This window comes from Hymenobacter rubripertinctus, from assembly GCF_003583925.1.
In the GTDB taxonomy this organism is placed as follows: Bacteria; Bacteroidota; Bacteroidia; order Cytophagales; family Hymenobacteraceae; genus Hymenobacter; species Hymenobacter rubripertinctus.
In genome coordinates, this window is sequence record NZ_QYCN01000026.1 from 1 (window position 1) to 21,677 (window position 21,677).

Annotated in this window: 18 protein-coding genes; 9 read left to right on the plus strand and 9 right to left on the minus strand. The window is 63.8% G+C overall.

The annotated features are described in order from the left end of the window. The 7 genes from D0T11_RS15540 to D0T11_RS15570 all read right to left on the minus strand — a co-directional run. The coding region (locus D0T11_RS15540; protein ID WP_449547811.1) for a transposase-like zinc-binding domain-containing protein at positions 1-206 on the minus strand (206 nt) is incomplete at its 3' end. A gap of 177 nt (positions 207-383) precedes the next feature. Further along, positions 384-902: a DinB family protein gene (locus D0T11_RS15545; RefSeq protein ID WP_119656724.1), complete on the minus strand. Its 519-nt coding sequence runs from the start codon at positions 900-902 to the stop codon at positions 384-386. A 63-nt stretch (positions 903-965) separates the two neighbouring features. Then, positions 966-1,940: a helix-turn-helix transcriptional regulator gene (locus tag D0T11_RS15550; protein WP_119656725.1), complete on the minus strand. Its 975-nt coding sequence runs from the start codon at positions 1,938-1,940 to the stop codon at positions 966-968. Between the two features lie 187 nt (positions 1,941-2,127). After that, positions 2,128-3,699, minus strand: coding sequence for a DHA2 family efflux MFS transporter permease subunit (locus D0T11_RS15555; protein WP_119656726.1), 1,572 nt, complete (start codon positions 3,697-3,699; stop codon positions 2,128-2,130). 178 nt (positions 3,700-3,877) lie between these two features. Beyond that, positions 3,878-4,978 carry an HlyD family secretion protein gene (locus D0T11_RS15560; RefSeq protein WP_119656727.1) on the minus strand — a complete coding sequence of 367 codons (1,101 nt, stop codon included), beginning with the start codon at positions 4,976-4,978 and terminating at the stop codon, positions 3,878-3,880. Positions 4,979-5,110: 132 nt separating this feature from the next. Continuing rightward, the gene (locus D0T11_RS15565) at positions 5,111-5,527 is read right to left on the minus strand and encodes a universal stress protein (RefSeq protein ID WP_119656728.1); all 417 of its coding nucleotides are present in this window, start codon (positions 5,525-5,527) and stop codon (positions 5,111-5,113) included. 145 nt (positions 5,528-5,672) lie between these two features. Continuing rightward, entirely contained in the window at positions 5,673-6,998 is a 1,326-nt protein-coding gene (locus D0T11_RS15570) for a TolC family protein (protein ID WP_182888442.1), read from the minus strand. Between the two features lie 221 nt (positions 6,999-7,219). Between D0T11_RS15570 and D0T11_RS15575 the strand changes: the two genes are divergently transcribed. From D0T11_RS15575 to D0T11_RS15615, 9 genes are all read left to right on the plus strand, one after another. After that, a complete protein-coding gene (locus D0T11_RS15575) occupies positions 7,220-9,325 on the plus strand; it encodes a sigma 54-interacting transcriptional regulator (protein ID WP_119656730.1) in 2,106 nt (701 codons plus the stop codon). Positions 9,326-9,408: 83 nt separating this feature from the next. Beyond that, complete coding sequence (locus tag D0T11_RS22615; RefSeq protein ID WP_182888443.1) at positions 9,409-10,776, plus strand: McrB family protein; 1,368 nt, start codon at positions 9,409-9,411, stop codon at positions 10,774-10,776. Positions 10,777-10,913: 137 nt separating this feature from the next. Next, positions 10,914-11,948: a 5-methylcytosine restriction system specificity protein McrC gene (locus tag D0T11_RS15585; protein ID WP_119656731.1), complete on the plus strand. Its 1,035-nt coding sequence runs from the start codon at positions 10,914-10,916 to the stop codon at positions 11,946-11,948. Between the two features lie 215 nt (positions 11,949-12,163). Next, positions 12,164-13,813, plus strand: coding sequence for a TldD/PmbA family protein (locus D0T11_RS15590; RefSeq protein WP_119656732.1), 1,650 nt, complete (start codon positions 12,164-12,166; stop codon positions 13,811-13,813). A gap of 92 nt (positions 13,814-13,905) precedes the next feature. After that, positions 13,906-15,240 (plus strand): TldD/PmbA family protein, encoded by a 1,335-nt coding sequence (locus D0T11_RS15595; protein WP_119656733.1) that lies wholly within the window; start codon positions 13,906-13,908, stop codon positions 15,238-15,240. A 159-nt stretch (positions 15,241-15,399) separates the two neighbouring features. Then, entirely contained in the window at positions 15,400-17,049 is a 1,650-nt protein-coding gene (locus tag D0T11_RS15600; protein ID WP_119656734.1) for a TldD/PmbA family protein, read from the plus strand. Between the two features lie 213 nt (positions 17,050-17,262). After that, positions 17,263-18,588 (plus strand): TldD/PmbA family protein, encoded by a 1,326-nt coding sequence (locus tag D0T11_RS15605; protein WP_119656735.1) that lies wholly within the window; start codon positions 17,263-17,265, stop codon positions 18,586-18,588. 150 nt (positions 18,589-18,738) lie between these two features. Further along, complete coding sequence (locus tag D0T11_RS15610) at positions 18,739-19,437, plus strand: hypothetical protein (protein ID WP_119656736.1); 699 nt, start codon at positions 18,739-18,741, stop codon at positions 19,435-19,437. A 112-nt stretch (positions 19,438-19,549) separates the two neighbouring features. Then, positions 19,550-20,173, plus strand: a complete 624-nt coding sequence (locus D0T11_RS15615) for a DUF4159 domain-containing protein (RefSeq protein ID WP_119656737.1) — start codon at positions 19,550-19,552, stop codon at positions 20,171-20,173. Here D0T11_RS15615 and D0T11_RS15620 read toward each other — a convergent pair. Next, positions 20,170-20,712, minus strand: a complete 543-nt coding sequence (locus D0T11_RS15620; protein ID WP_119656738.1) for a hypothetical protein — start codon at positions 20,710-20,712, stop codon at positions 20,170-20,172. The two genes, D0T11_RS15615 and D0T11_RS15620, sit on opposite strands and share 4 nt — an antisense overlap. A gap of 176 nt (positions 20,713-20,888) precedes the next feature. Then, positions 20,889-21,554 carry a hypothetical protein gene (locus D0T11_RS15625; RefSeq protein ID WP_119656739.1) on the minus strand — a complete coding sequence of 222 codons (666 nt, stop codon included), beginning with the start codon at positions 21,552-21,554 and terminating at the stop codon, positions 20,889-20,891. Positions 21,555-21,677: the final 123 nt, after the last annotated feature.

The following is a 21,677-nucleotide window of genomic DNA, read 5'->3' on the forward strand; positions in this document are numbered from 1 at the left end:
AGGCGCACGATGGCTCGTTGCGAGACGCGCTCGACCAGCAGCTTCTCCACCTGCGCGTACTGGGCCGCCTTGCGGGCGGCGGCCGGCTCGAATAGGGCTTGGTGGCGGCAGGCTTTGCACTGGTATTTGGGCTGGCCGTGGCGGCTGCCRTTCTTGCGCAAGTCAGCACTGCTGCACTTGCCACACGTCAACGTGGTCTGAAGCATGGGAGTAAGATACTACTCACCCCGCATTATACCACCGCCGAATCGGGTATGTTGATGGGTTTGGGATGGCTGGCGGCCACTGCCAGTGGTTGGAAGAAGATAGTGATGCCCCGATTTTAAGTCGGGACACCAGTTCGGCTAGCCGCTTACGGCCTGCGGCTTCATAGCTGGGCCCAGTCAGCTTGGCTCGTCGGCAGAGGGGCCGTAGGTGCCAGGCACGGGTACATCAAGCAGGCGCAGGTACACGGTGAGCTGGCCGCGGTGGTGAATCAGGTGGCTGATGAGCTGGCGCATCACCTCGGCGCGCGTCTGGTCGATGAGCACCTGCGGGCCGTGGCGCAGTACCCAGCGCTGGCCCAAGGCATCGGGCGGGAAAGTGCGTAAGGAGGATTGGGCCGCTTGCACGCGCTCCGCAAAGAAAGTCAGCAGGGCCTCGGTGTCGGTCAGGGGAGCGGGCTGCTGGTGCTCGAAGGCGGCCAGGTCGATTTCGCTGTTGTCGAGCGTGTCCTGGATGAAGCCGGCCAGTTCGGCCGTGTGACGGGCCAGCTGCCGCAGCGTCATCGACTTGGGGTGGGGTTGCCAGTCGGCCGAGGCGGCCAGCGGCACACGGGCCAGCACGCGACGGGTGAGGTCGGCTTCGGCGGTAAGTTCGGCCAAGAAGGTCTGGGCGGGGGTAGTTGCCAGGGGCGTTTCCATAGGGAAGTTGGGGGTTGGTGAATTGATGATCCAAACTTCCGGACACTTGGTGACAGCCCTATGTCAGCAGGCCCTGACCGGGGCGCAAAAAAAATTAAAGGTGGCCTGGGCGCGAGCCTGCACCAGGCCCAGCAGCTCCGGCGGCGACACTACCTGCACCTGCCCGGCAAACAGCAGCAGCCAGCGGCTAAGCCGTTCCAGGCAGCCCGGCTGCAGGGTCATTTCCACCCACCCATCAGGCCAGGCCCGCTCGTGCCGCCAGCCGAGTAGGTGCTTATTTTCATGCACTTGCGGCAGAGCCTCGGGGCCAAAACGGACAACGGCCACCGAGTCCTGCCGTTCGGCTGCCAGCCGGGCCCAGTAGGTTTGTAAGGTGTCGGGGCGAGGGGCGTACACCTCATCGAGCCGCTGCAAGCCCACAATGCGGTCGAGGCGAAAGTCGCGGAAGTCCTGGCGCAGCCGGCAAAAAGCCACCATGTGCCAATACTGCCCGAAATACAGGCCAATGGGCTCCACGTCGCGGCGGGAGGGTGTGCCGTGGTAGCCGGCGCGGTAATCGAGACGAACTACGCGTTGGTGGGCAATAGCATCGAGCAGCGGCTGCTGGGTGCCGCTAGCGGGCAGGTCGGGCAGGGCCGGACGGTGGCGCGGTGGCGCCAGCACAAGTAGGCGCGTACTCAGAGCCTCCACGTAGTCGCGGTCGGGGCGGCGCAGCACGGCGCGCAGCTTATCCATAGCCAGCTGGCTGAGGCGGGCCATTTCGGTATCGGTGAGGCGGGTGGCCAGCTTCTCAGCAGTGAGCAGGGCGGTGGCCTCCTCGCGGGTAAACATGACGGGCGGCAACCGGTAGCCTTCGGCCAGGGAGTAGCCCACGCCAGCCTCGCCGCAGATGGGCACTCCGGCCTCTTCCAGGGTGCGCAAGTCGCGGTAAATGGTGCGCAGGCTAACGCCAAAACGGGCCGCCAGTTCGGAGCCTTTCACCACGCGGCGGGCTTGCAGCTGCACCAGTAGAGCCGTGATACGGTCAAAGCGGTTCATGGTGGGGAAGGTACGAAGGCCACCGTGATATATGCGCCCTAGGAAGCGGAGGCCTTGGCAGTCTGGCGGGGTTTGGGCAGAAGCTGGTTTCAAGCTGGGGGCGCACCACCATGCCCGACGGGCCGGCGCTATCGATGCACGCCCCTGCCACCAACTAGCAAATTCACCACTAATCTAATGTGCACTACTAGTGCGCGGCGTTCAGGTCGATGGGGCCGGCGTTGCGGATGCGCTTGATGAAAATCAGGAGCGGGATGCAGGCCAGGAAGAACAGGCCCAGCATGGTGAATGTCTGGGCGTAGGTGATGAGGGAGGCCTGCTTCATGATGGTAAAATCGAGGACCTGGTAGGCCTGCTGCCGGGCCTGCTCGAAGGAGAAGCCCTTGCTCATGAAGTTCTGGGTGAAGGCCTGGATGCGCTGCTGGGTTTCGGGGTCGTAGAGCGACACGTTGGGTAGCAGCGCCACCCGGTTGTAGGCCACGTTGCGCTCCAGGTAGGTGCCCACGATGGCCACCCCGAACGAGCCGCCGAGCTGGCGCAGCATGCCCGTCAGGCCGGCCGCCTGGGCCCCATCCTTACCCCGCAGCCCCTGCAACGACATGGTAGTGATAGGCAGAAACAGCAGGCCCAGGCCCACGCCGCGCAGAATCAGGGGCCAGAAGAAGTCGTCTTCGCCGGCGGTGGGCGAAATTTTCTGGCTCATCCAGAACGTGAACAGGAAGAAGATGCCGAAGCCGAAGGGCAGCATGTACTTCTGCGGCACCCCCGCCTGCAAGGCCCGCCCGATCAGGGGCATCATCAGGCCGGCCACTACCGCGCCGGGCAGCAGCATAAAGCCCGTTTGGGCGGCCGTGAAGCCCAGAATGCGCTGGGTGAAGATCGGGAAGATGAACACCGACGCAAACAGTCCGAAGCCCAGAATGAACGACAGAATGGCCCCCAGCGCCAGGTTGCGGCTGCGCGTGAGCACTCGCAGGTCTACGATGGGGTTTTTGGCCGTGAGCTCCCGCCAGATGAAGCCCACCACGCCCACCAGGGCCAGCGCGGTAAACGTGAGAATCAGGCCCGACTCGAACCAGTCCTCCGTTTCCCCTTTTTCGAGCACGTACTGCAACGAGCCTACGCCCAGAATCAACAGGAAAATACCCGCCCAGTCGAGCTCCCGCAACGGCCGCGGAATGGCGTTAGCAATGGACTCGGGGTCCTTGATGAACAGGAACGTGAAGACGGTGGCCAGCACGCCCACCGGCACGTTCACGTAGAAAATCCAGGGCCAGTCGTAGTTATCCACAATGTAGCCGCCCAGCGTGGGGCCGATGGTGGGGCCGATGATGACGCCCATCCCGAACAGGGCCTGGCCCAACGCCAGCTGCTTGGGCGGGAAAGTGTCAATCAGAATCGACTGCGAAGTGGCCATGAGCGCGCCGCCCCCGATGCCCTGGATGAAGCGGAAGGCCACCAGCTCCCAGATGTTGGTGCTTTGCCCGCAGGCAATGGAGGCCAGCGTAAACAACACCACCGAGAAGCCGAAGTAGTTGCGCCGCCCAAATTGCTCCGACAAAAAGCCCGTCATGGGCACTACAATTACGTTGGCAATGGCGTAGGCCGCAATCACCCAGCTCACTTCCGAAAGCGTGGCCGAAAGGTTGCCCATCATCTGGGTCAGGGCCACGTTCACGATGCTGGTGTCGATCAGCTCCAGGAGCGTACACAGCACCACCGTGATAACGATAATCCACTTTTTAGCTCCGGTTTCCATGAGGTGAAATGGTGATGGGGGTAACAGAAACGTCATTCTGAGCAGCGCGAAGAATCTCGCGTGCTGACGTTGCAGTGGCAATTTTTCGGCCCTTGAATGATTTGGCAACGTCAGCACGCGAGATTCTTCGCGCTGCTCAGAATGACGTTCTTTTCAACTGCTCAACTCGGCCAGCTCCTCACTTCACCTTCACAATTGCCCGCACGCTCATGCCGGCGCGCAGGGGGTGGGTGGGGTCGGTTTTGGTGAGGCTGATTTTGACGGGCACGCGCTGCACTACTTTCACGAAGTTGCCCGAGGCATTGTCGGGGGGCAGCAGGGCAAAGCGGGCACCAGTGGCAGCCGAGAGCGACTCAATTCTGCCTTCGAACTCTTGGTCGGGGTAGGCATCGACCTCCACGCGCACGGGCTGGCCTTCGCGCATATTGCCGAGCTGGGTTTCCTTGAAGTTGGCCACGATCCAGGTGTTGCCGGAAGCCACCAGGCCCATGAGCGCCTGGTTGGGGCTGATGTTCTGGCCGGGCTGCACGTTCTTCTTGCTCACGATGCCCGCGGCGGGGGCCGTGATGGTGGTGTAGCTGAGCTGGAGCCGGGCATTGTCGAGGTCGGCCTGGCGCTGCTTAACCACGGCTTCGGCCACCAGAATCTGCTGCCGGGCGGCCGCTACCTGCTGCTGGGCCACGCCCACCTGCTGCTGGGCCGTGGCGCGCTGGGCGGAAGTGGATTTGAGGTTAGCCTGCACGGCATCGAACTCGCTCTGCGGAATGATGTCCTGCTGGCGCAGAAACTCGCTGCGTTTGAGGTCCTTTTGCAGGCGGGCGCGGTTGGCATCGCTCACCCCGATGGCGGAGCGGGCGGCCCCCACGCCGGCCTGGGCCGTGCCCACGCCAGCGCGGGCGGCCGCCACGTTGGCCTGGGCGGCGGCCAGGGCCGCTTCAGCCGCATTCACGCGCTGCTGGTAGTCGGCGGGGTCCACGGTTACCAGCACGTCGCCTTTTTTCACGCGCTGGTTGTCCTCCACCTTCACTTCCAGCACCGGGCCGCTCACGCGGGGCAGAATCGGGTACACGTCACCCTCGACCTGGGCGTCGTCGGTTTCTTCGTGGGCCTGGCCGAACTGGTAGCGCTGCCAGCCAAAGTAGCCGCCCACGAGCAGGGCCAGGGCCAGCAGAATGAGAATGAAAGGACGCTTGGAGCTGCCGGCTTGCTCCTCGGCCACCGGCTCATAAGCGGCGGGGGGAGTTGCGACGGCCGGGTCGGGCTGAACGGGAGTTGCCATGAGGTGAAGCGGTAAAGGAGTGCGTTAGGTAGAACTGGAAAGGAAAGATGCCGGAACAAGGATTCGGGGACAGAATGCCAAAACGGGCACGCCCGGTTACGCGCTGACGGCCCGTTACCCGCCCGCCCCGGCTTATGCCTGCTTCACGCGGGGGCAGCCCGGTTTCACGAGCAGCGTGAGGCAGGGGGCGGTGCGCAGCACGCTTTCGGCGGTGCTGCCCATCAGAAACCGGGTCAGGCCCGTCTGGCCGTGGGCCCCGATTACGATTATATCGGCCGGGTGGCGGCGGGCAGCGGCCACTATCTCGCCCACTGCGTCGCCCTGGGCAACGGCCGCCGAAACGCAGGCCCCGGCCCGCCGGGCAGCCTGCCGACAGCGCACCAGCTGGCGGGCCACCCCCAAACCGGGCCGTGGGGCCGCAACGGGCGCGCCGGGCTCCAGCACGTGCAGCAGCCGCAGCTCGGCCCCGGCCCCGGCCGCCAGCGCCGCCGCGCAGCTCACCAACTCCTGGGTCACGGCAGAAAAATCAATCGGACACAGGATGGTCATGGAGGCGGCGAGTGAGTGAGTGAGTGAGTGAGTGAGTGGATGAGCGACTTAGTGAATGTGTGAGTTGGTGGATGAGCGACTTGGTGAATGGGCTTTTGTCTTACCCACCCATCCCACTCATTCACCGAGTCACTCATCCACCCCCTCACCATGTCATTTCCCCCGTCGCGCGTTTGAGCTGGTACTGGCCGAGGGTGTAGTTATAGATGGCCTGGAGGCGGGCCAGGCGGGCCTGCAGCAGCTGGGTTTCGGCGTCGAGCACGTCGAGGTTGCTGCCCACGCCGTAGCGGTAGCGGCCCTGGGCGCGGCTGAGCGCGTCGGTGGCCTGGCTGATCTGCTGGAGCGAGTTATCGTAGCGCTGGGTGGCGGCGTTGAGGTTGTTGGCCGCCTGGCGTACATCGGCCCGGATTTGTTCCTCCGTGTCCTGGATGCGGGCCTGAGCGCCGCGGATGGTAGCGGCAGCCTCCACGCGCTGGTTCTTGTTCTTGTTGCCGTCGTAAATCGGCACCGACAGCTGCACCACGCCCACCGTGTTGGGCCGGAACCGGTCGAGGTTGGGCTGGTAGCCATTTTTGCCGCCTACCTGCGCCCCCACCCCCAGCAGGGGCATGTTGCTGCGCTCAATGAGCTTCAGGTTGAGGTTGGCGGTCTGCTCGGCGTCGCGGGCCAGTTTCACTTCGGGGCGGTTGGCCAGGCCCCGGGCCAGCGCCTCCTCCAGGTTAACAGATTGGGGCTGATAGGCGAACGTACCGCGCACGGGCGCTTCGGCCGCTTCGGGGCGGTGCCGCAGTCGGGCCAGGGCCACCTGCTGGTTGAGGAGCTGGTTGACGAGATCGATGCGCGAGTTCTGGGCCTGGGTGATGCGGACCTGCGTCGTCGTCACATCAAAGCCGGTGCTCACGCCCGCCTCCACGCGCTTGCGCATTTCGTTGGCGTGGGCCTGCAACGAGGTAATCTGGGCATCCTGCACCTTGAGGCTCTCGCGCACAAACAGGATGTTGTAATAGGCCTGCGAGGCCGCGTAGGCCAGGTCGCGGCGGGCCACGGCAATCTGGTCGGCGGCCGTCAGGCGGCGGCTCTCGGCCAGATTGTAGGTGGCCTCGCGCTTACCGAAATCGAGGAGGCCGTACTGGGCCGTCAGGTGAACGTCGTAGTTGTTGTTGGGGGCCAGCTGGAAAGCGGGCGCATCGGGGGCCAGTTGCAGCTTCACCACCGGATCGAGGCGGGTGTAGGTGGCCGTGCCGGTTACCTGGGGCAAAAACCCGCCCCGGGTCTGCGTCACGCGGCTGGTGGCCGCGTTCAGCTCCTCCTCCAGGGTCGTCACGGCCGGGTTGGCATCGAGCACCGAGCGCACGGTGCCGTCGAGGCTCAGCGAATCGGAAATCACCGGGCCCTGCTGGGCGCGGGCCGGGCCGGCCAGCAGCAACCCCAGGGTAACCAGGGGCAGGGCGGAAGTAAAGCGGAAAAGCATAGAATCAGGCAGCGTAGTAGTGCCGGGCCACATCCGAAAGTTGTGCCAGGACATTAAAAACGTTTTAATGTCACTTGAAATCAGCCGCTGCCACCAGTCAAGGCCGTTTTTTATTCCCGGTGGGTTTACCCAACATATCCTTGGCCCGGCGGTTATTCCTCATATTTGAGAAATTCCTCAATCTCTTTGCTGCTATTTCAGGAAAACCTGCTGCCCGCCCGATGCCCGACCACGATGATTCGCTGCTGCTCTACCTCAACGAGGCCATTGCCACCACCCGCAACAAGGAAGACCTGTTTCGGAGCGTCACGGAAAAGCTGCGCCTGATTTTCCCCTTCGACGCCATCACCATCCTCACCCTCGACGCCGAACTGCGCTACCGCCGCGTATTTCTGCGCGATTACCTGGGCGAGGTGCTGCTGCCAGCCGGCACGGCCGCCCAGCCGGCCGCCGGCGCGGGCATCGCCAACACGCCCATCGAGCAGTTCATCCGCTCGCCCCGCCTCCGGCAGCCCGACCTGCGCGAGCTGCTGGCCGAATACCCCGATTTTCAGCCCTTCCGGGCCCTGCTCGAAGCCCGCATGCGCTACCTGACGGTGGTGCCGCTGCGCACCGGTGGCCGGCTCATCGGCCTTCTGTCGATGGTGGCCCGGCGGCAGCCCGAGTTTTCGAAAACGGACACCGACTTGCTCGAGAAAATCGGCAGCCTGGTGGCCGTGGCCGTTACCAACACGCTGGCCTTCGAGGACATTGCCCGCCGCGAGCGGGAGAAAACCATGCAGCTGGCCCTGAGCCACGCGCTGCTCAGCACCCGGGAACGCGGCGCACTGTTTCGCACGATTGCCACCGAAATCAACCGCGTGGTGCCCTGCGACTATTTCGGACTGCGGGTGCGCGCCCCCGACTCACCGGCGCGGGCCCTGGCCGAGTTCAAGAAGCAGGCCGACGGCACCTTCGAGGCCCTCAACGAGAAGCGCTACGAGGGCCTCGACCAGCTCGAAGCGGCCCAGCAGGCCGTGGCCGGGCTATTTGTGCGCCCCGGCGTGTACGACGGCCCGGCCTTCGCGGCCCTGGCCGACGAGTACGCGCTGCTGGGCCACATCCGCGAGCACCGCGGCACCCGGGCCCTGCTCTGCACGCCCCTCGAAACCAGCGGCGAGCCCACCACGGCCCTGGTTCTGGCCAGCCACGAGCCGGACGCTTTCAGCGGGGCCGACCTGGAGCTCATGCAGCACCTGGTGCCCCAGATCCGGCTGGCCCTGCAGAACGTGCTGGCCTTCGAGCAGATTGAGGCCCTGCGCACCCAACTGGAGCGGGAGCGCACCTACCTCATCGACGAAATCAACACCACCGCCGCCGCCCGCCTCGACGATTTTGTGGGCGGCAGCGCGGCCATGCAGCAGGTGCACACCCGCTTGGCCCAAGTGGCGCCCACCGATACCACGGTGCTGATAACGGGCGAAACCGGCACTGGCAAGGAGCTGGTGGCCCGGGCTCTGCACCACCTCTCGCCCCGCCGCGAGCGGGCCCTCATCAAGCTCAACTGCGCCGCCTTGCCCGCCCAGCTCATCGAAAGCGAGCTGTTCGGCCACGAGAAGGGTGCCTTTACCGGAGCCCACGACCGGCGCATCGGCAAGTTCGAGCTGGCCGACCGGGGCACCATTTTTCTGGATGAAGTGGGCGAGTTGCCCCTCGATTTGCAGGCCAAGCTGCTGCGGGTGCTCCAGGAAAAAGAGTTTGAGCGCATCGGGGGACGCCGCGTAATCCGGTCGGATGTGCGGGTGATTGCGGCCACCAACCGGGTGCTGGAAGAGGAAGTAGCGGCCGGCCGCTTCCGCGCCGATCTGTACTACCGGCTCAACGTGTTTCCGATCCGGCTGCCGACCCTGCGCGAGCGGCCCGAGGACGTGGAGCCGCTGATGCGCCACTTTCTGGAGCGCTTCACCAAGCAGATGGGCAAGCCGGTGCGGGGCCTGCGCGAGCGTGATTTGCGGGCGTTGCAACAGTACGGCTGGCCCGGCAACGTGCGCGAGCTGGAACACGTGGTAGAACAGGCCGTGATTGTGAGCCAGGGCCAGTTTCTGGAGTTCCAGGGCTTCGCGGCCAACGCCGCCGCCCTCGCCCCGGCCACTGTGCCCGAAGCCGGCGGCCCGCTCAAAACCCTGCGCCAGCAGGAGCGCGACCATATTCTGGCGGCCTTGCAGCGCACCGGCGGGCGCGTCAGCGGCCCCCAGGGCGCGGCGTTGCTGCTCGATATCAACCCCAAAACCCTGGAGGCCCGCATGAAAAAGCTGGGCTTGCAGCGGGCCATAGTGGCGGGGGAGTGAGTGAATGAGCAAGCGAGTGTAGCGCGGAACAGATTTTCGCGTTACGCGCACCACCTCACCTCAACTTTGTACTTTCGCCTTCGATGCCCACTCCCGTCCCCGACACCCCGCTTATCACCCGCGAACAGGTACTGCGGGCCCTGCATGAGTTGGACACCGAAGGGCCGCAGATGCCCCTGAGCACGGTCTACGACCTTGTGTACCGGGGCCGGCGCTACGCCCCGCGGCAGGTGGCGCAGCGGGCCTACGAACTGGCCGCGAACCAGCCCGGCGCAAAATGGCCGCTACGGGCCGGCGGCCCCACCAACCAGGCCCTGGAGGCCCTCGATTTCACGATTGCCACCAAGCGGCCCACCCTCGAAAATTCGCCCTTGCTCGACGGCGACGTGGCCGCCCAGCAGCAGGCGGAGGACCTCTACACCGGCTCGCCCCGCGAAACCGTTCCAGCCAAAAAAGCCCCCACCAGATCGGCGGCCGCCACTGCTGCCGAAGAAGAAACCGACGAGGCTCCGGCGGACCCCGCGCCGACCGAATTCCACGAGCCCGCCGCAGCTTACCAACGGCCGGCCCCCATGCCCTACACGCCAGAAATGGCGCGGGCCGAGCTGTTTCTGGCTGATGACGAGCTGGCAGCGGCGCGGGCAGCCTTGGCGCGGCGGCGCAACCTGCTGCTGCAGGGGCCGCCCGGCACGGGCAAAACCTTTCTGGCCCGGCGGCTGGCCTGGCTGGCGCAGGGCAGCACCGACCCGGCCCGGGTCGAGCTGGTGCAGTTTCACCCCAGCTACAGCTACGAGGATTTCGTGCAGGGTTTCCGGCCCGACGAACAGGGCGCGTTCCGGCTGCGTGATGGGTTGCTGGTCGAGTTCTGCCGGCGGGCTTCGCTGGAGCCCGAACAGCCGTACTTTCTGCTGATTGACGAGCTGAACCGGGGCCACGTGGCCCGCATTTTCGGGGAGCTGCTGTTGCTGCTGGAGGCCGACAAGCGCGGACCCGCCCACGCCCTGCGCCTGCCCTACGCCCCGGCGGGCAGCCCGCCGTTTTTCGTGCCCGAAAACGTGTTCGTTATCGGCACCATGAACCTGGCCGACCGCAGCCTGGCCCCGCTCGATTACGCGTTGCGCCGCCGTTTCGCCTTCGTGAGCCTGCGGCCCGAGTTCGGCGAGCCGCTGCGGGCGCTGCTGGCGGCCCACGGCGTGCCGGCGGCCCTCAGCCACCACCTCACCACCCGCCTGGCCGCCCTCAACCAAACCATTGCCGACGACCCCGACCTGGGCCCCGATTTCTGCGTGGGCCACAGCTACTTCTGCCATCCGCCCGCCACCCCAACGGAGGCCCCGGCATGGCTGCGCCTGATTCTGGAGCAGGAAATTGGCCCGCTGCTCGACGACTACTGGCGCGACCAGCCCGCCAAGGCCGCCCAGCAGAAAAAGCAGCTGCTGGCCGGGCTGTAGCGCGAAAATCTGTTTTGCGACGAGCAAAGCGAGTTCCTGCGCGTTAGGTTCATCGATCCAAAATTGGGCAACTTCAGCTTACGCGTGGGAACTCGCTTCACTCGTCGCGAAACAGATTTTCGCGCTATAACCCGGCCATGATTCCCATCCAGAACCTGTACTACCTGCTGTGCTACGCCTGGAACCGGCTGCCCGAGGAAGCGGAGGCGCGGGCGGTGAGCGGGCAGGCATTCCGGCGGCCGTTGCCGCTGCTGGCCCGGGTGCTGCTGAGCGGTACGCGCCGGCTGCTGCACCTGGGCCTGCCCACGGCCTACGCCGAACGCACTGCCGAGCTGCCGGAGCTGCGGGGCCGGGTGCTGCTCACGCCCACCCTGAGCCAGGATTTGCTGCGCCGGGGCCGGGCCGTGTGCGCCGTTGATGAGCTGACGCCCGACACGCCGCTGGCTGGTCTGTTGCGCGGCACCCTGCACCAGCTCGGTCGCAGCCGGGCGCTGCCCCCGGAATTGCGCCGCGAAATCCGGCAGACGCTACGGCGGTTTCCGGCGGCCGTGGCGGCGGTGCCGCTCAGCGCGGCCAGCCTGCGAACGGTGCGGCGGTTGCGGCCGGGCGGGCTGGGCGGGTTTCTGCTGAACGTGTGCGAGCTGCTGCACCGGAGCGCCCTGCCCATGCCCGACGCCGCCGGCCAAGCCCGGTTCCGCGACTTCCGGCGCGACGAGCCGCTAATGGCCCGGCTGTTCGAGCAGTTCGTGCGCAACTTTTACCGGCTGGAACAGCGGCTGTTTCGGGTATCATCAGAAACCATTGCCTGGCAGGCGGCGGCCGAAACGCCCGAGGCGCTGGCGCTGCTGCCAGCCATGATTACGGATACAAGCCTGGAATGCCCGGCCCGCAAAATCATCCTCGACACCAAGTACTACGCCGCCGCCCTCAAGCGCCACCACGACCAGGCCCGGCTGATTTCGCCCCACCTCTACCAGCTCTACGCCTACCTCCAGAACCAGCCCGCCCGGCCCGGCCAGCAGCTCGAAGGCATCCTGCTTTACCCGGCAGCCGCCCAGGCCGTGAATTTGCGCTACACCCTCGGCGGCCACCCCGTGCGCGTGGTCACCATCGACTTAAACCAACCCTGGGAAGGCATTGCGGCGGCTTTACTGGGGCTGCTGGCGGAATGAACTGTCCTTCAGACGAAGGAGGAATCTGGGTCAATCGTATTCAGCGTCTTCGCGTAATGACGTCACCCCAGATTCCTCCTTCGTCGGAAGAACAGTTCTTCATCCCAATAATGCAGCCCCGCTACGGGTTTTGCGTCGGTAGGTTGCCAGAAGTGTAACGAAGCGCGTACCTTCTTGCCGAATTCCTTTCTCCTATCACCCAAACCCGTACTGATTTGAAACGACGCGACTTTGTGGGCCTCACCGGGCTGGCGACGGGCGCCCTTTGGCTGCCCTCCTTCCCCGGCTTCAGTGGCACCCTCGTGGACCCCGCCCGCCTGCTGGAACCCGGCCTGGATGTGGCCGTGAAAAAACGCCTGGCCGACGCAGCCCTGAATACGGCTAAAGCCGCTGGTGCTACTTACGCCGATGTGCGCATCGGGCGCTACCTCAACCAGAGCGTGTTTACCCGCGAAAAGCAGGTGCAGAACATTGCCAGCGGCGAGAGTTTTGGGGCCGGCGTACGGGTTATTGCCAACGGCACCTGGGGCTTCGCCTCCACCAATACCGTAACCGAAGCGGGCATGGCCCAAGCTGCCAAACTGGCCGTGCAGATTGCCAAAGCCAACAGCAAGGTGCAGAAGGAACCCGTGAAGCTGGCCCCCCAGAAAGGCCAGGGCGTGGTATCGTGGAAAACTCCGATTTTGGTGAATGCCTTCGAAGTACCGGTGAAGGAAAAGGTAGAGCTGCTGCTGGCCGCCAACGCCGCCGCCCTCGACAACGGCGCGTCGTTCGTGAATTCGGCTTTGTTTCAGGTGAACGAGCAGAAGTATTTCGCTTCCACCGACGGCTCCTACATCGACCAGGACGTGCACCGCATCTGGCCCAACTTTTCGGTGACGGCCATCGACCGGGCCTCGGGCAAATTCCGCTCCCGCGAGGCGCTCAGCGCGCCCATGGGCATGGGCTACGAATACCTGCAGCCTAAGGCCGAAGACAAGATTGCCGGCCCCGCCGGCACTGGCCTCGTGGGCTACCGCAACAGCTTCGATATGCTGGCCGACGCCGCTCTGGCCGCCAAGCAGGCCAAAGAGAAGCTCACCGCCAAATCGGTTACGGCCGGCAAGTACGACCTCGTACTCGACCCCAACCACCTGGGCCTGACCATCCACGAATCGGTGGGCCACCCCACCGAGCTCGACCGGGTGCTGGGTTACGAGGCCAACTACGCCGGTACCAGCTTCGCCACCCTCGACTGGAAAGCCAAGGGCCAGCCCTACGGCTCGAAGCTGGTGAACATTGTGGCCGACAAGCTGCAAGCCAATTCGCTGGGCGCGGTGGGCTACGACGACGAAGGCGTGCCGACCAAGGAGTGGAACATCATCAAGGACGGCAAGCTGGTGGACTACCAGAAAATCCGCGACCAGGCCCACATCGTGAACCAGAACGAGTCGGATGGTTGCTGTTACGCCGATTCGTGGAGCTCGGTGCAGTTCCAGCGCATGCCCAACATCAGCCTCAAGCCCGGTACCCAAAAGCTGAGCGTGGACGACATGATTAAGGGCGTGGACAAGGGCATTTACATTGCGGGCCGCGGCTCGTTTTCGATTGACCAGCAGCGCTACAACTCCCAGTTCGGGGGCCAGGTGTTCTACGCCATCGAGAAGGGTAAAATTGCCGGCATGCTCGAAGACGTGGCTTACCAGACCAACACCCTGGAGTTCTGGGGTTCCTGCGCCGCCATCTGCGACGCGTCGGACTACCGCCTGTTCGGCTCCTTCTTCGACGGCAAGGGCCAGCCGCCCCAGGTGTCGGCCGTGAGCCACGGCTCGGCCACCACGCGCTTCAACGCCGTGAACGTGATTAATACCGCCCGCAAGATTTAAGCTGCTAGCTATTAGCTGAGAGCTGTTAGCTTCCGTTCAGGAGGCCCAGCCAAAAAGCTAATAGCTAACAGCTAACAGCTTAAAATAAAAACATGGCCATACTTTCTCAAACCGAAGCGCAGGCAATCCTCAAAAAGGTGCTGGGCTTCAGCAAAGCCGATGAGTGCGAAGCGACGCTCAACGGCCAGTCGGGCGGCAACGTGCGCTCGGCCCGCAACGCCATCAGCACCAGCGGCGGCATCGATAACGTAAGCCTCACGGTGGAGTCGCGGTTCGGCAAACGCTCGGGCGTGGCCACCTGCAACCAGTTCGACGACGCCACGCTGCGCACCTGCGTAACGCGGGCCGAAGAAATTGCCCGCCTCGCCCCCGAAAGCCCCGAGTACATGCCCCTGCTCGGCCCCCAGAAATACCTGCCCCTGCCCCCAACTTTCGCCAAGGCCACTGCCGATATCACGCCCGACTACCGGGCCGCCCAGGTGGGCAGCAGCATGGTTATCTGCGACGAGCGCAAGCTTAGTTCGGCCGCCTTCCTCAACGATTCGGCTGGGTTTGTGGCCAAGCGCAACAGCAAGGGCCTGGAAGCCTATCAGCAGCTCTCGGGCCTCGAGTTCAGCATTACGGTGCGCACGCCCGACGGCACCGGCTCGGGCTACGCCACGGCCGACTACAACGACGCCAGCAAGTTCGACGCCAAAACCCTGACCCGGATTGCGGCCGACAAAGCCGCCGGCTCGCGCAACGCCAAGGCCCTGGAGCCCGGCAAGTACACCGTTATTCTGGAACCCGCCGCCCTGGTGGCCAACACCGATGCCTCGCTGCTCCAGGCCCTGATGAGCGCCCTCGACGCCCGCAACGCCGACGAGGGCCGCTCGTTTCTGAGCAAAAAGGGCGGCGGCAACCGCAAGGGCGAAAAGCTTTTCGATGAGCGCGTGACCATCTACTCCGACCCCACCAACGCCGAGGTGCCCGACCTGATGTTTTCGGGCGACGGCCGGCCCCAGCAGCGCACTACCTGGATTGAAAAGGGCGTGGTGAAGAACCTCTACAGCTCCCAGTACTGGGCCCAGAAAGCCGGTATTCCTGACATTCCGCGCCCCGGCGGCTGGATTATGGAAGGCGGCACCCAGAGCGTGCAGGACCTCATCAAGGGCACCGCCAAAGGCATTTTGGTCACGCGCCTCTGGTACATCCGCCCCGTCGACCCCCAAACGCTGCTCTACACCGGCCTCACCCGCGACGGCACGTTCTACATCGAAAACGGCCAGATCAAGTTCCCGGTGAAGAACTTCCGTTTCAACGAGTCGCCGATTATCATGCTCAACAACCTCGAAGCCATCGGCAAGCCCGTGCGCGTAGGCGGCAACCTGGTGCCCCCGCTCAAAATCCGCGACTTCACCTTCACCAGCTTGTCGGACGCCGTCTAGAATCACAGATGTTACAGATGGTGCAGATGAAAAGGATTTGTTCGGCTGGTTGATTCCAAATTTCATCAGCACGAATCCCCTTTATCTGCAACATCTGTAACATCTGTGATTTAGAATCCTTTTCATCTGCACCATCTGCAAAATCTGTGATTTAATTTTATGAAAAGACGTGACTTTGTGGGCCTGACGGGCCTGGCCGCCGGTGCCCTGTGGCTGCCCGCTATTCCCGGTTTTGCCGGCGACCTTGTTGACCCCGCCCGCCTGCTGGAGCCGGGCCTGGATGTGGCGGCCAAAAAACGCCTGGCCGATGTGGCGCTGAACGCGGCCAAATCGGCCGGCGCCACCTACGCCGATGTGCGCATCGGGCGCTACCTCAACCAGGGCGTGTTCACCCGCGAAAAGCAGGTGCAGAACATCGTCAGCTCCGAGAGTTTCGGGGTGGGCGTGCGCGTGATTGCCAATGGCACCTGGGGCTTCGCGGCCACCAACACGGTAACCGATGCGGGCATCGCCAAAGCGGCCCAACTGGCCGTGCAGATTGCCAAGGCCAACAGCAAGGTGCAGAAGGAGCAGGTGCAGCTGGCGGTGCAGAAAGGCTACGGCGAAGTTTCGTGGAAGGCGCCAATCAAAATCAACGCCTTCGAAGTACCCATCAAAGACAAGGTAGCGCTGCTGCTGGCTGCCAACGCGGCGGCCATGGATAACGGCGCGTCGTTCGTGAACTCAGTGCTGTTTCAGGTGAACGAGCAGAAGTACTTCGCCAGCACCGACGGCTCCTACATCGACCAGGACATCCACCGCATCTTCCCCACGTTCGGCGTGACGGTGGTAGACCGCGCCTCGGGCAAGTTCCGCTCGCGCTCGGCCCTGAGTGCCCCCATGGGCATGGGCTACGAGTACCTCCAGCCCAAGGCCGAAGACAAAGTGGCCGGCCCGGCCGGCACTGGCCTCGTGGGCTACCGCAACAGCTACGACATGCTGGCCGACGCCGCCCTGGCCGCCAAGCAGGCCAAGCAGAAACTGACCTGCAAATCGGTTACGGCCGGCAAGTACGACCTCGTGCTCGACCCGCACCACCTGGGCCTGACCATCCACGAATCGGTGGGCCACCCTACCGAACTCGACCGGGTGCTGGGCTACGAGGCCAACTATGCGGGCACCTCGTTTGCCACGCTGGAGTGGAAGGCCAAGGGCCAGCCCTACGGCTCAAAGCAAGTCGATATTGTGGCCGATAAGCTCCAGCCTTACTCGCTGGGGGCCGTGGGCTGGGACGATGAAGGCGTGAAAACCAAGGAGTGGAATCTGATTGAGCAGGGCAAGCTGGTAGACTACCAGAAAATCCGCGACCAGGCCCTGAAGGTGGGGCAGAAGGAGTCGGACGGCTGCTGCTACTCGCAGTCGTGGCAGGATGTGCAGTTCCAGCGCATGCCCAACGTGAGCCTCAAGCCCAGCACCAGCAAAATGAGCGTCGATGAGATGATCAGCAAGGTGGATAAGGGCATTTACATTGCCGGCAACGGCTCGTTCTCCATCGACCAGCAGCGCTACAACTCCCAGTTCGGGGGCCAGGTGTTCTACGCCATCGAGAAGGGCAAAATCACGGAGATGCTCGAAGACGTGGCCTACCAGACCAACACGCTGGAGTTCTGGGGTTCCTGTGCCGGCTCCTGCGACGCGTCGGACTACCGGCTGGCGGGCTTCTTCAACGACGGCAAGGGCCAGCCCAGCCAGAGCTCGGCCGTGAGCCACGGCTCGGCCACCACGCGCTTCAATGCCGTGAACGTGATTAATACCGCAAGGAAAATTTAAGCTGTTCTGGCGTTGCGCCTCACCCCCTAGCCCCCTCTCCGAAAAAGGAGAGGGGGAACTAGCTTTCGGTTTTACAGAACTAGAGCCATTGTAACTAGACTAGAATTTAAATTCTAGTTCCCCCTCTCCTTTTTCGGAGAGGGGGCTAGGGGGTGAGGCGCAACGTGGGGCGGAAGCAATCAAATCATCAGCTAACAGCTCAATCCAAAAAACATGGCTATCCTTTCCAAAGACGAAGCCCAGGCCATCCTCAAAAAGGTACTCGGGTTCAGCAAATCCGATGAGTGCCAGGCCAGCCTGAACGGGCGCACCACCGGCAACGTGCGCTACGCCCGCAACTCGGTGAGTACGGCCGGGGCCACCGACAACGTGAGCCTGGCCGTGGAAGCACGCTTCGGCAAGCGGGCCGGCATTGCCACCTGCAACGAGTTCGACGACGCCACGCTGCGCCGCTGCGTGCAACGGGCCGAGGAAATTGCCCGCCTCGCCCCCGAAGACCCCGAGTATATGCCCCTGCTCGGGCCCCAGCAGTACCTCACGCCCACTGCCTACGCCGCCAGCACCGCCGCCATCAGCCCCGACTTCCGGGCCCAGGCCGCCGGCGACAGTATTGCCCTGTGCACGGCCAAAAACCTGACCGCCGCCGGCTACCTCGAAGACGGCACCTACTTCCAGGCGTTGCGCAACAACAAGGGTTTGGAAGCCTACCAACAGAGCACCAACGTGGACTTCTCCATCACGGTGCGCACGCCCGACGGTACCGGCTCGGGCTATGCCACGGCCGACTACACCGACGCGGCCAAGTTCAACGCCAAAAACCTGACCCAGATTGCGGCCGACAAAGCGGCCGGCTCGCGCAACGCCCGGGCCCTGGAGCCCGGCAAGTACACCGTGATTCTGGAGCCCGCCGCCCTGGCTTCGGATGAAGGTTTGCTCAACAACCTCATGTACAGCCTCGGGGCCCGCGAAGCCGACGAGGGCCGCTCGTTCCTGAGCAAGAAGGGGGGCGGCAACCGCAAGGGCGAGAAGCTCTTCGATGAGCGCGTGTCCATTTACTCCGACCCGCTCAATGCCGAGGTACCCAGCGGGGTATTCGACGGCGAGGGGTTGCCGGTGAAACGTATGGCCTGGATCGAGAAAGGGAAAGTGTCGAACCTGTACACCTCCCGCTACTGGGCCCAGAAAACCGGCCAACAGCCCACTGCCTTCCCCGGTAACTGGATCATGGAGGGTGGCACCCAGAGCGTGCAGGACCTCATCAAAGGTACCGCCAAGGGCATTTTGGTCACGCGCCTCTGGTACATCCGCGACGTGGACCCGCAGACGCTGCTCTACACCGGCCTCACCCGCGACGGCACGTTCTACATCGAAAACGGCCAGATCAAGTTCCCGGTGAAAAACTTCCGTTTCAACGAGTCGCCGGTCATCATGCTCAACAACCTGGAGGCCATTGGCCGCCCGGTGCGCATCGGCGGCAACCTGGTGCCCCCGCTCAAAATCCGCGACTTCACCTTTACCAGCTTGTCGGACGCGGTATAGGCCGCTACGTATTTCACAGGAAAGCCCATTCTGAACTTCAGAGTGGGCTTTCCTGTGAAATATTGTATGCTGCTTTCATAAGTTGACATATCGCAAGAGGGTACGCTACCAATTCCATCTCCTTTACCCCGTCTTAACCTTACCGCTGCTATGTATGACTCCCTGCGCTTTACTTTTGCCATCGGCATCTTCGGGCTGCTGCTTTCCACGACTCACCCCCTGCTTGCCCAGACCTTACCGGACTCCAGCGCCTGGCGCGATACGGGTCCGAAGACGCCCCATGGCCTGGCCGTAGCCACTACCACCGCCGGCAAAACGGTCCGCGCGTATTTCCCCGTCAACTCCATCGGCTTCGAGGAGACGGTGGACTACTTCGCCCGCAACCCGGAAGTGCGGCCATTTCCGCGTATTCAGCATGTAGACGTAGACAAGCTGGCGTCCGTCATCATTCGCGGGTTCTACCTGGAAAACATGCGGCCAGCCGGCTGCCCCAAGGTGCTGGCCCTGCGCCTGACGGAAGGCCCGGTGGAGCTGTTCGCCTTCGGAGGCTCGGCCGCCGATAAAGTGCCGCTGTTACCCTCGGTGCTGCTGCCGGCGCTGGCTTTGCCCACCCTCATGGCGCAGCTGGGCGGGCTTGCGGTGGAGCGCAACCGCTGGTTTCTGCGCCGCAACGGGCAGCTGGTGGCCGTTACGCACGGCAATTTCCGGAAGCTGATGACCGAATACACCGCCGACTGCCTGGCCGTAAGTACCCAGATTGCCCAGGGCGCGGAGGGATTTCGCTACCACGACATGCCCCGCGTGGTGGGCCTCTACAACGACTTCCTGCTGAATGCAGGCCCCAGATGAAGCGCGGGCGGCTGTTCCCGCTTCTTTTTGCACCGGCCCGAATGCGGGAAGCCACCTTTCGGGTCCGGCGGCGTCTTTGCCCTGTTTTCCCTAAGCTATCCTGCCCCGCCCCATGCCCGCTGCCTTCACCTTCGTGCGCCTCAAGTACCAATCCGGCGACTGGGACGCGGTGGATGAGCGCATGCCGGCCAACCTGCTGCACTCGCTGGTGCAGTACACCAAAGTGCCCGTCGCGCCCAAGGAGAAAGTGGTGGCCCTGGACTCGGAGGAGCTGTTTCGCTACCCGTTCTGCTACCTCTCGGGGCACCGGCTGGTGCAGTTTTCGGCCGCCGAAAAAAAGAACTTCGAGCAGTACGTGCGCGGCGGCGGCTTCGTGTTTGTGGATGACTGCAACCACGACATCGACGGGCTGTTTGCGCGCTCTTTTGAGGAGCAGATGCGCGTCTGCTTCGGGACCGGGGCGCTGAAGAAGCTGCCGGGCTCCCACCCCATCTACTCGCAATTCTTCCCCTTCCCCGAAGGCCCGCCCAACACCGGCTTCGAGCTCAACGGCTGGGGCGACGACCTGGTGCACGACTACCTCAAGGGCATCGAAATCGACGGCCGCCTGCGGGTGCTCTACTCCAACAAGGACTACGGCTGCGAGTGGGACTATGACTTCCGCAACAAGCGCTTCCTGGCCGAAGACAACACCAAGTTCGGCGTCAATATTATCCTGTATGCGCTTACGGCTTAAAACCGATAGCCAACCCCTAAGCGGCCGTCGAAATCGGAGCGGTGGGTTTCGTAGTACGCTTTGCTGCTTGTCGGGAAGGCTCCGTAGGCCGGGGCGGCTACCTTGTCGGCTCCTGTTTTCTGCCAGCGCATAATGCCGGCCGATACGTCCCAGAACCAGCGGCTGTCTGCCTTACGGGCTCCCTGCCAGCCAACCAGCACACCGGCTCCCACAAATCGGCGGCGCACTTCAGGCGCATAATCGCTACGCAGGCGCACCACCCGATAAGCCAGCGCGGGAGTCGCGTAGAAGCCGGCCAGGCTACTGCCGCAGCGGGGGCGCACATAGTATCGGCTCTGCAACGATACTCCGGCTTTGCGCTCATAATCATCGCCGCCGTTGAGCAGGCCCTCCGCTACCACGCTGAAACGGGGTTTCAGTTGCCGCTCGTAGGACGCCAGCAGCGGGAAGATCAGGCTGCTGCCCCCCAGCGCCGTGCTGGCGACGGTACCCGCCACTATTCCCCCCACATCGAAGCGCACCGCGTTCTGGTACCGCACCTTACCGCGGGTCAGCGAATCGGCAGGTACCGTTTGACAGTGGACGACACCACTGAAAAGACTGATTGCGAGGCTACTTACCCCAATAGATGCAAGGCATACTACTTTCATAATCATTCGCTTAACTTATTTCGATATCAAACTAAAGCATCCGCTTCCCTGGCCTGACGCCCCGGCTAGAATCGGTAGCCCAGGCTGAGGCGGCCATCGAAAACGGCCGAATTGTTCTCGTAGTACGTCTCCTGGTAATAATAAGAACCGCTGTTGCTGGGCCGCTCGGGGCTGAGTCTGGTCCAGCTCATGCTGCCAGCGGCCACATCCAGCAGAAACCGCCGCTGACGGCCCAGCGGCACCTGAGCGCCCAGCAACATGCCGGCCCCACCCAGTTGGCGTTTTTCAATTGTGGGGCCATAATACGGACTCAGCTGCACCGCCCGGTAGCTGAGCGTGGGGGCCACGTAGAACCCGGCCAGGCCGGTTGGGCGGCGCTGGTAAAAATAGTAGCGCCCCTGCAAGGCCAGGCCCTTGAGCCGTTCATCGGGCTCGCCGCCGTTGAGCAACACTTCCACGCTGCCGCTGGTACGCCGGCCCAGTTGCTGTTCGTACCCTACCAGAATCGGCAGTAGCACCTGCGGTTCGTTGTTGAGCAGGTTATAGGCCATATTACGGGCGAGAACCCCTCCCAAATCCAGCCGCACCGCGTGGCGGAAACCCACGGGAGCCGCAGACTCGGTAGTAGGCGTGGTCTGCGCGCTGGCCGGGCGGGCCAGGGCGGCATTGAACAGGAGGGCGGCGGCCAGCAGGCAGCCGGGACGAAGAATGCGGAGTGGGTTGCGTATCATGGTTCGAAATAGCCGGTTGCGGCGGTCATCGGCAAACCACTCGCCGGGTTCATCAGACTTTATCGTTCCCAGAAAAATCTGCCGAAAATGCCGGACGCAAGCAGCCCCGGCCCACTCCGGTAG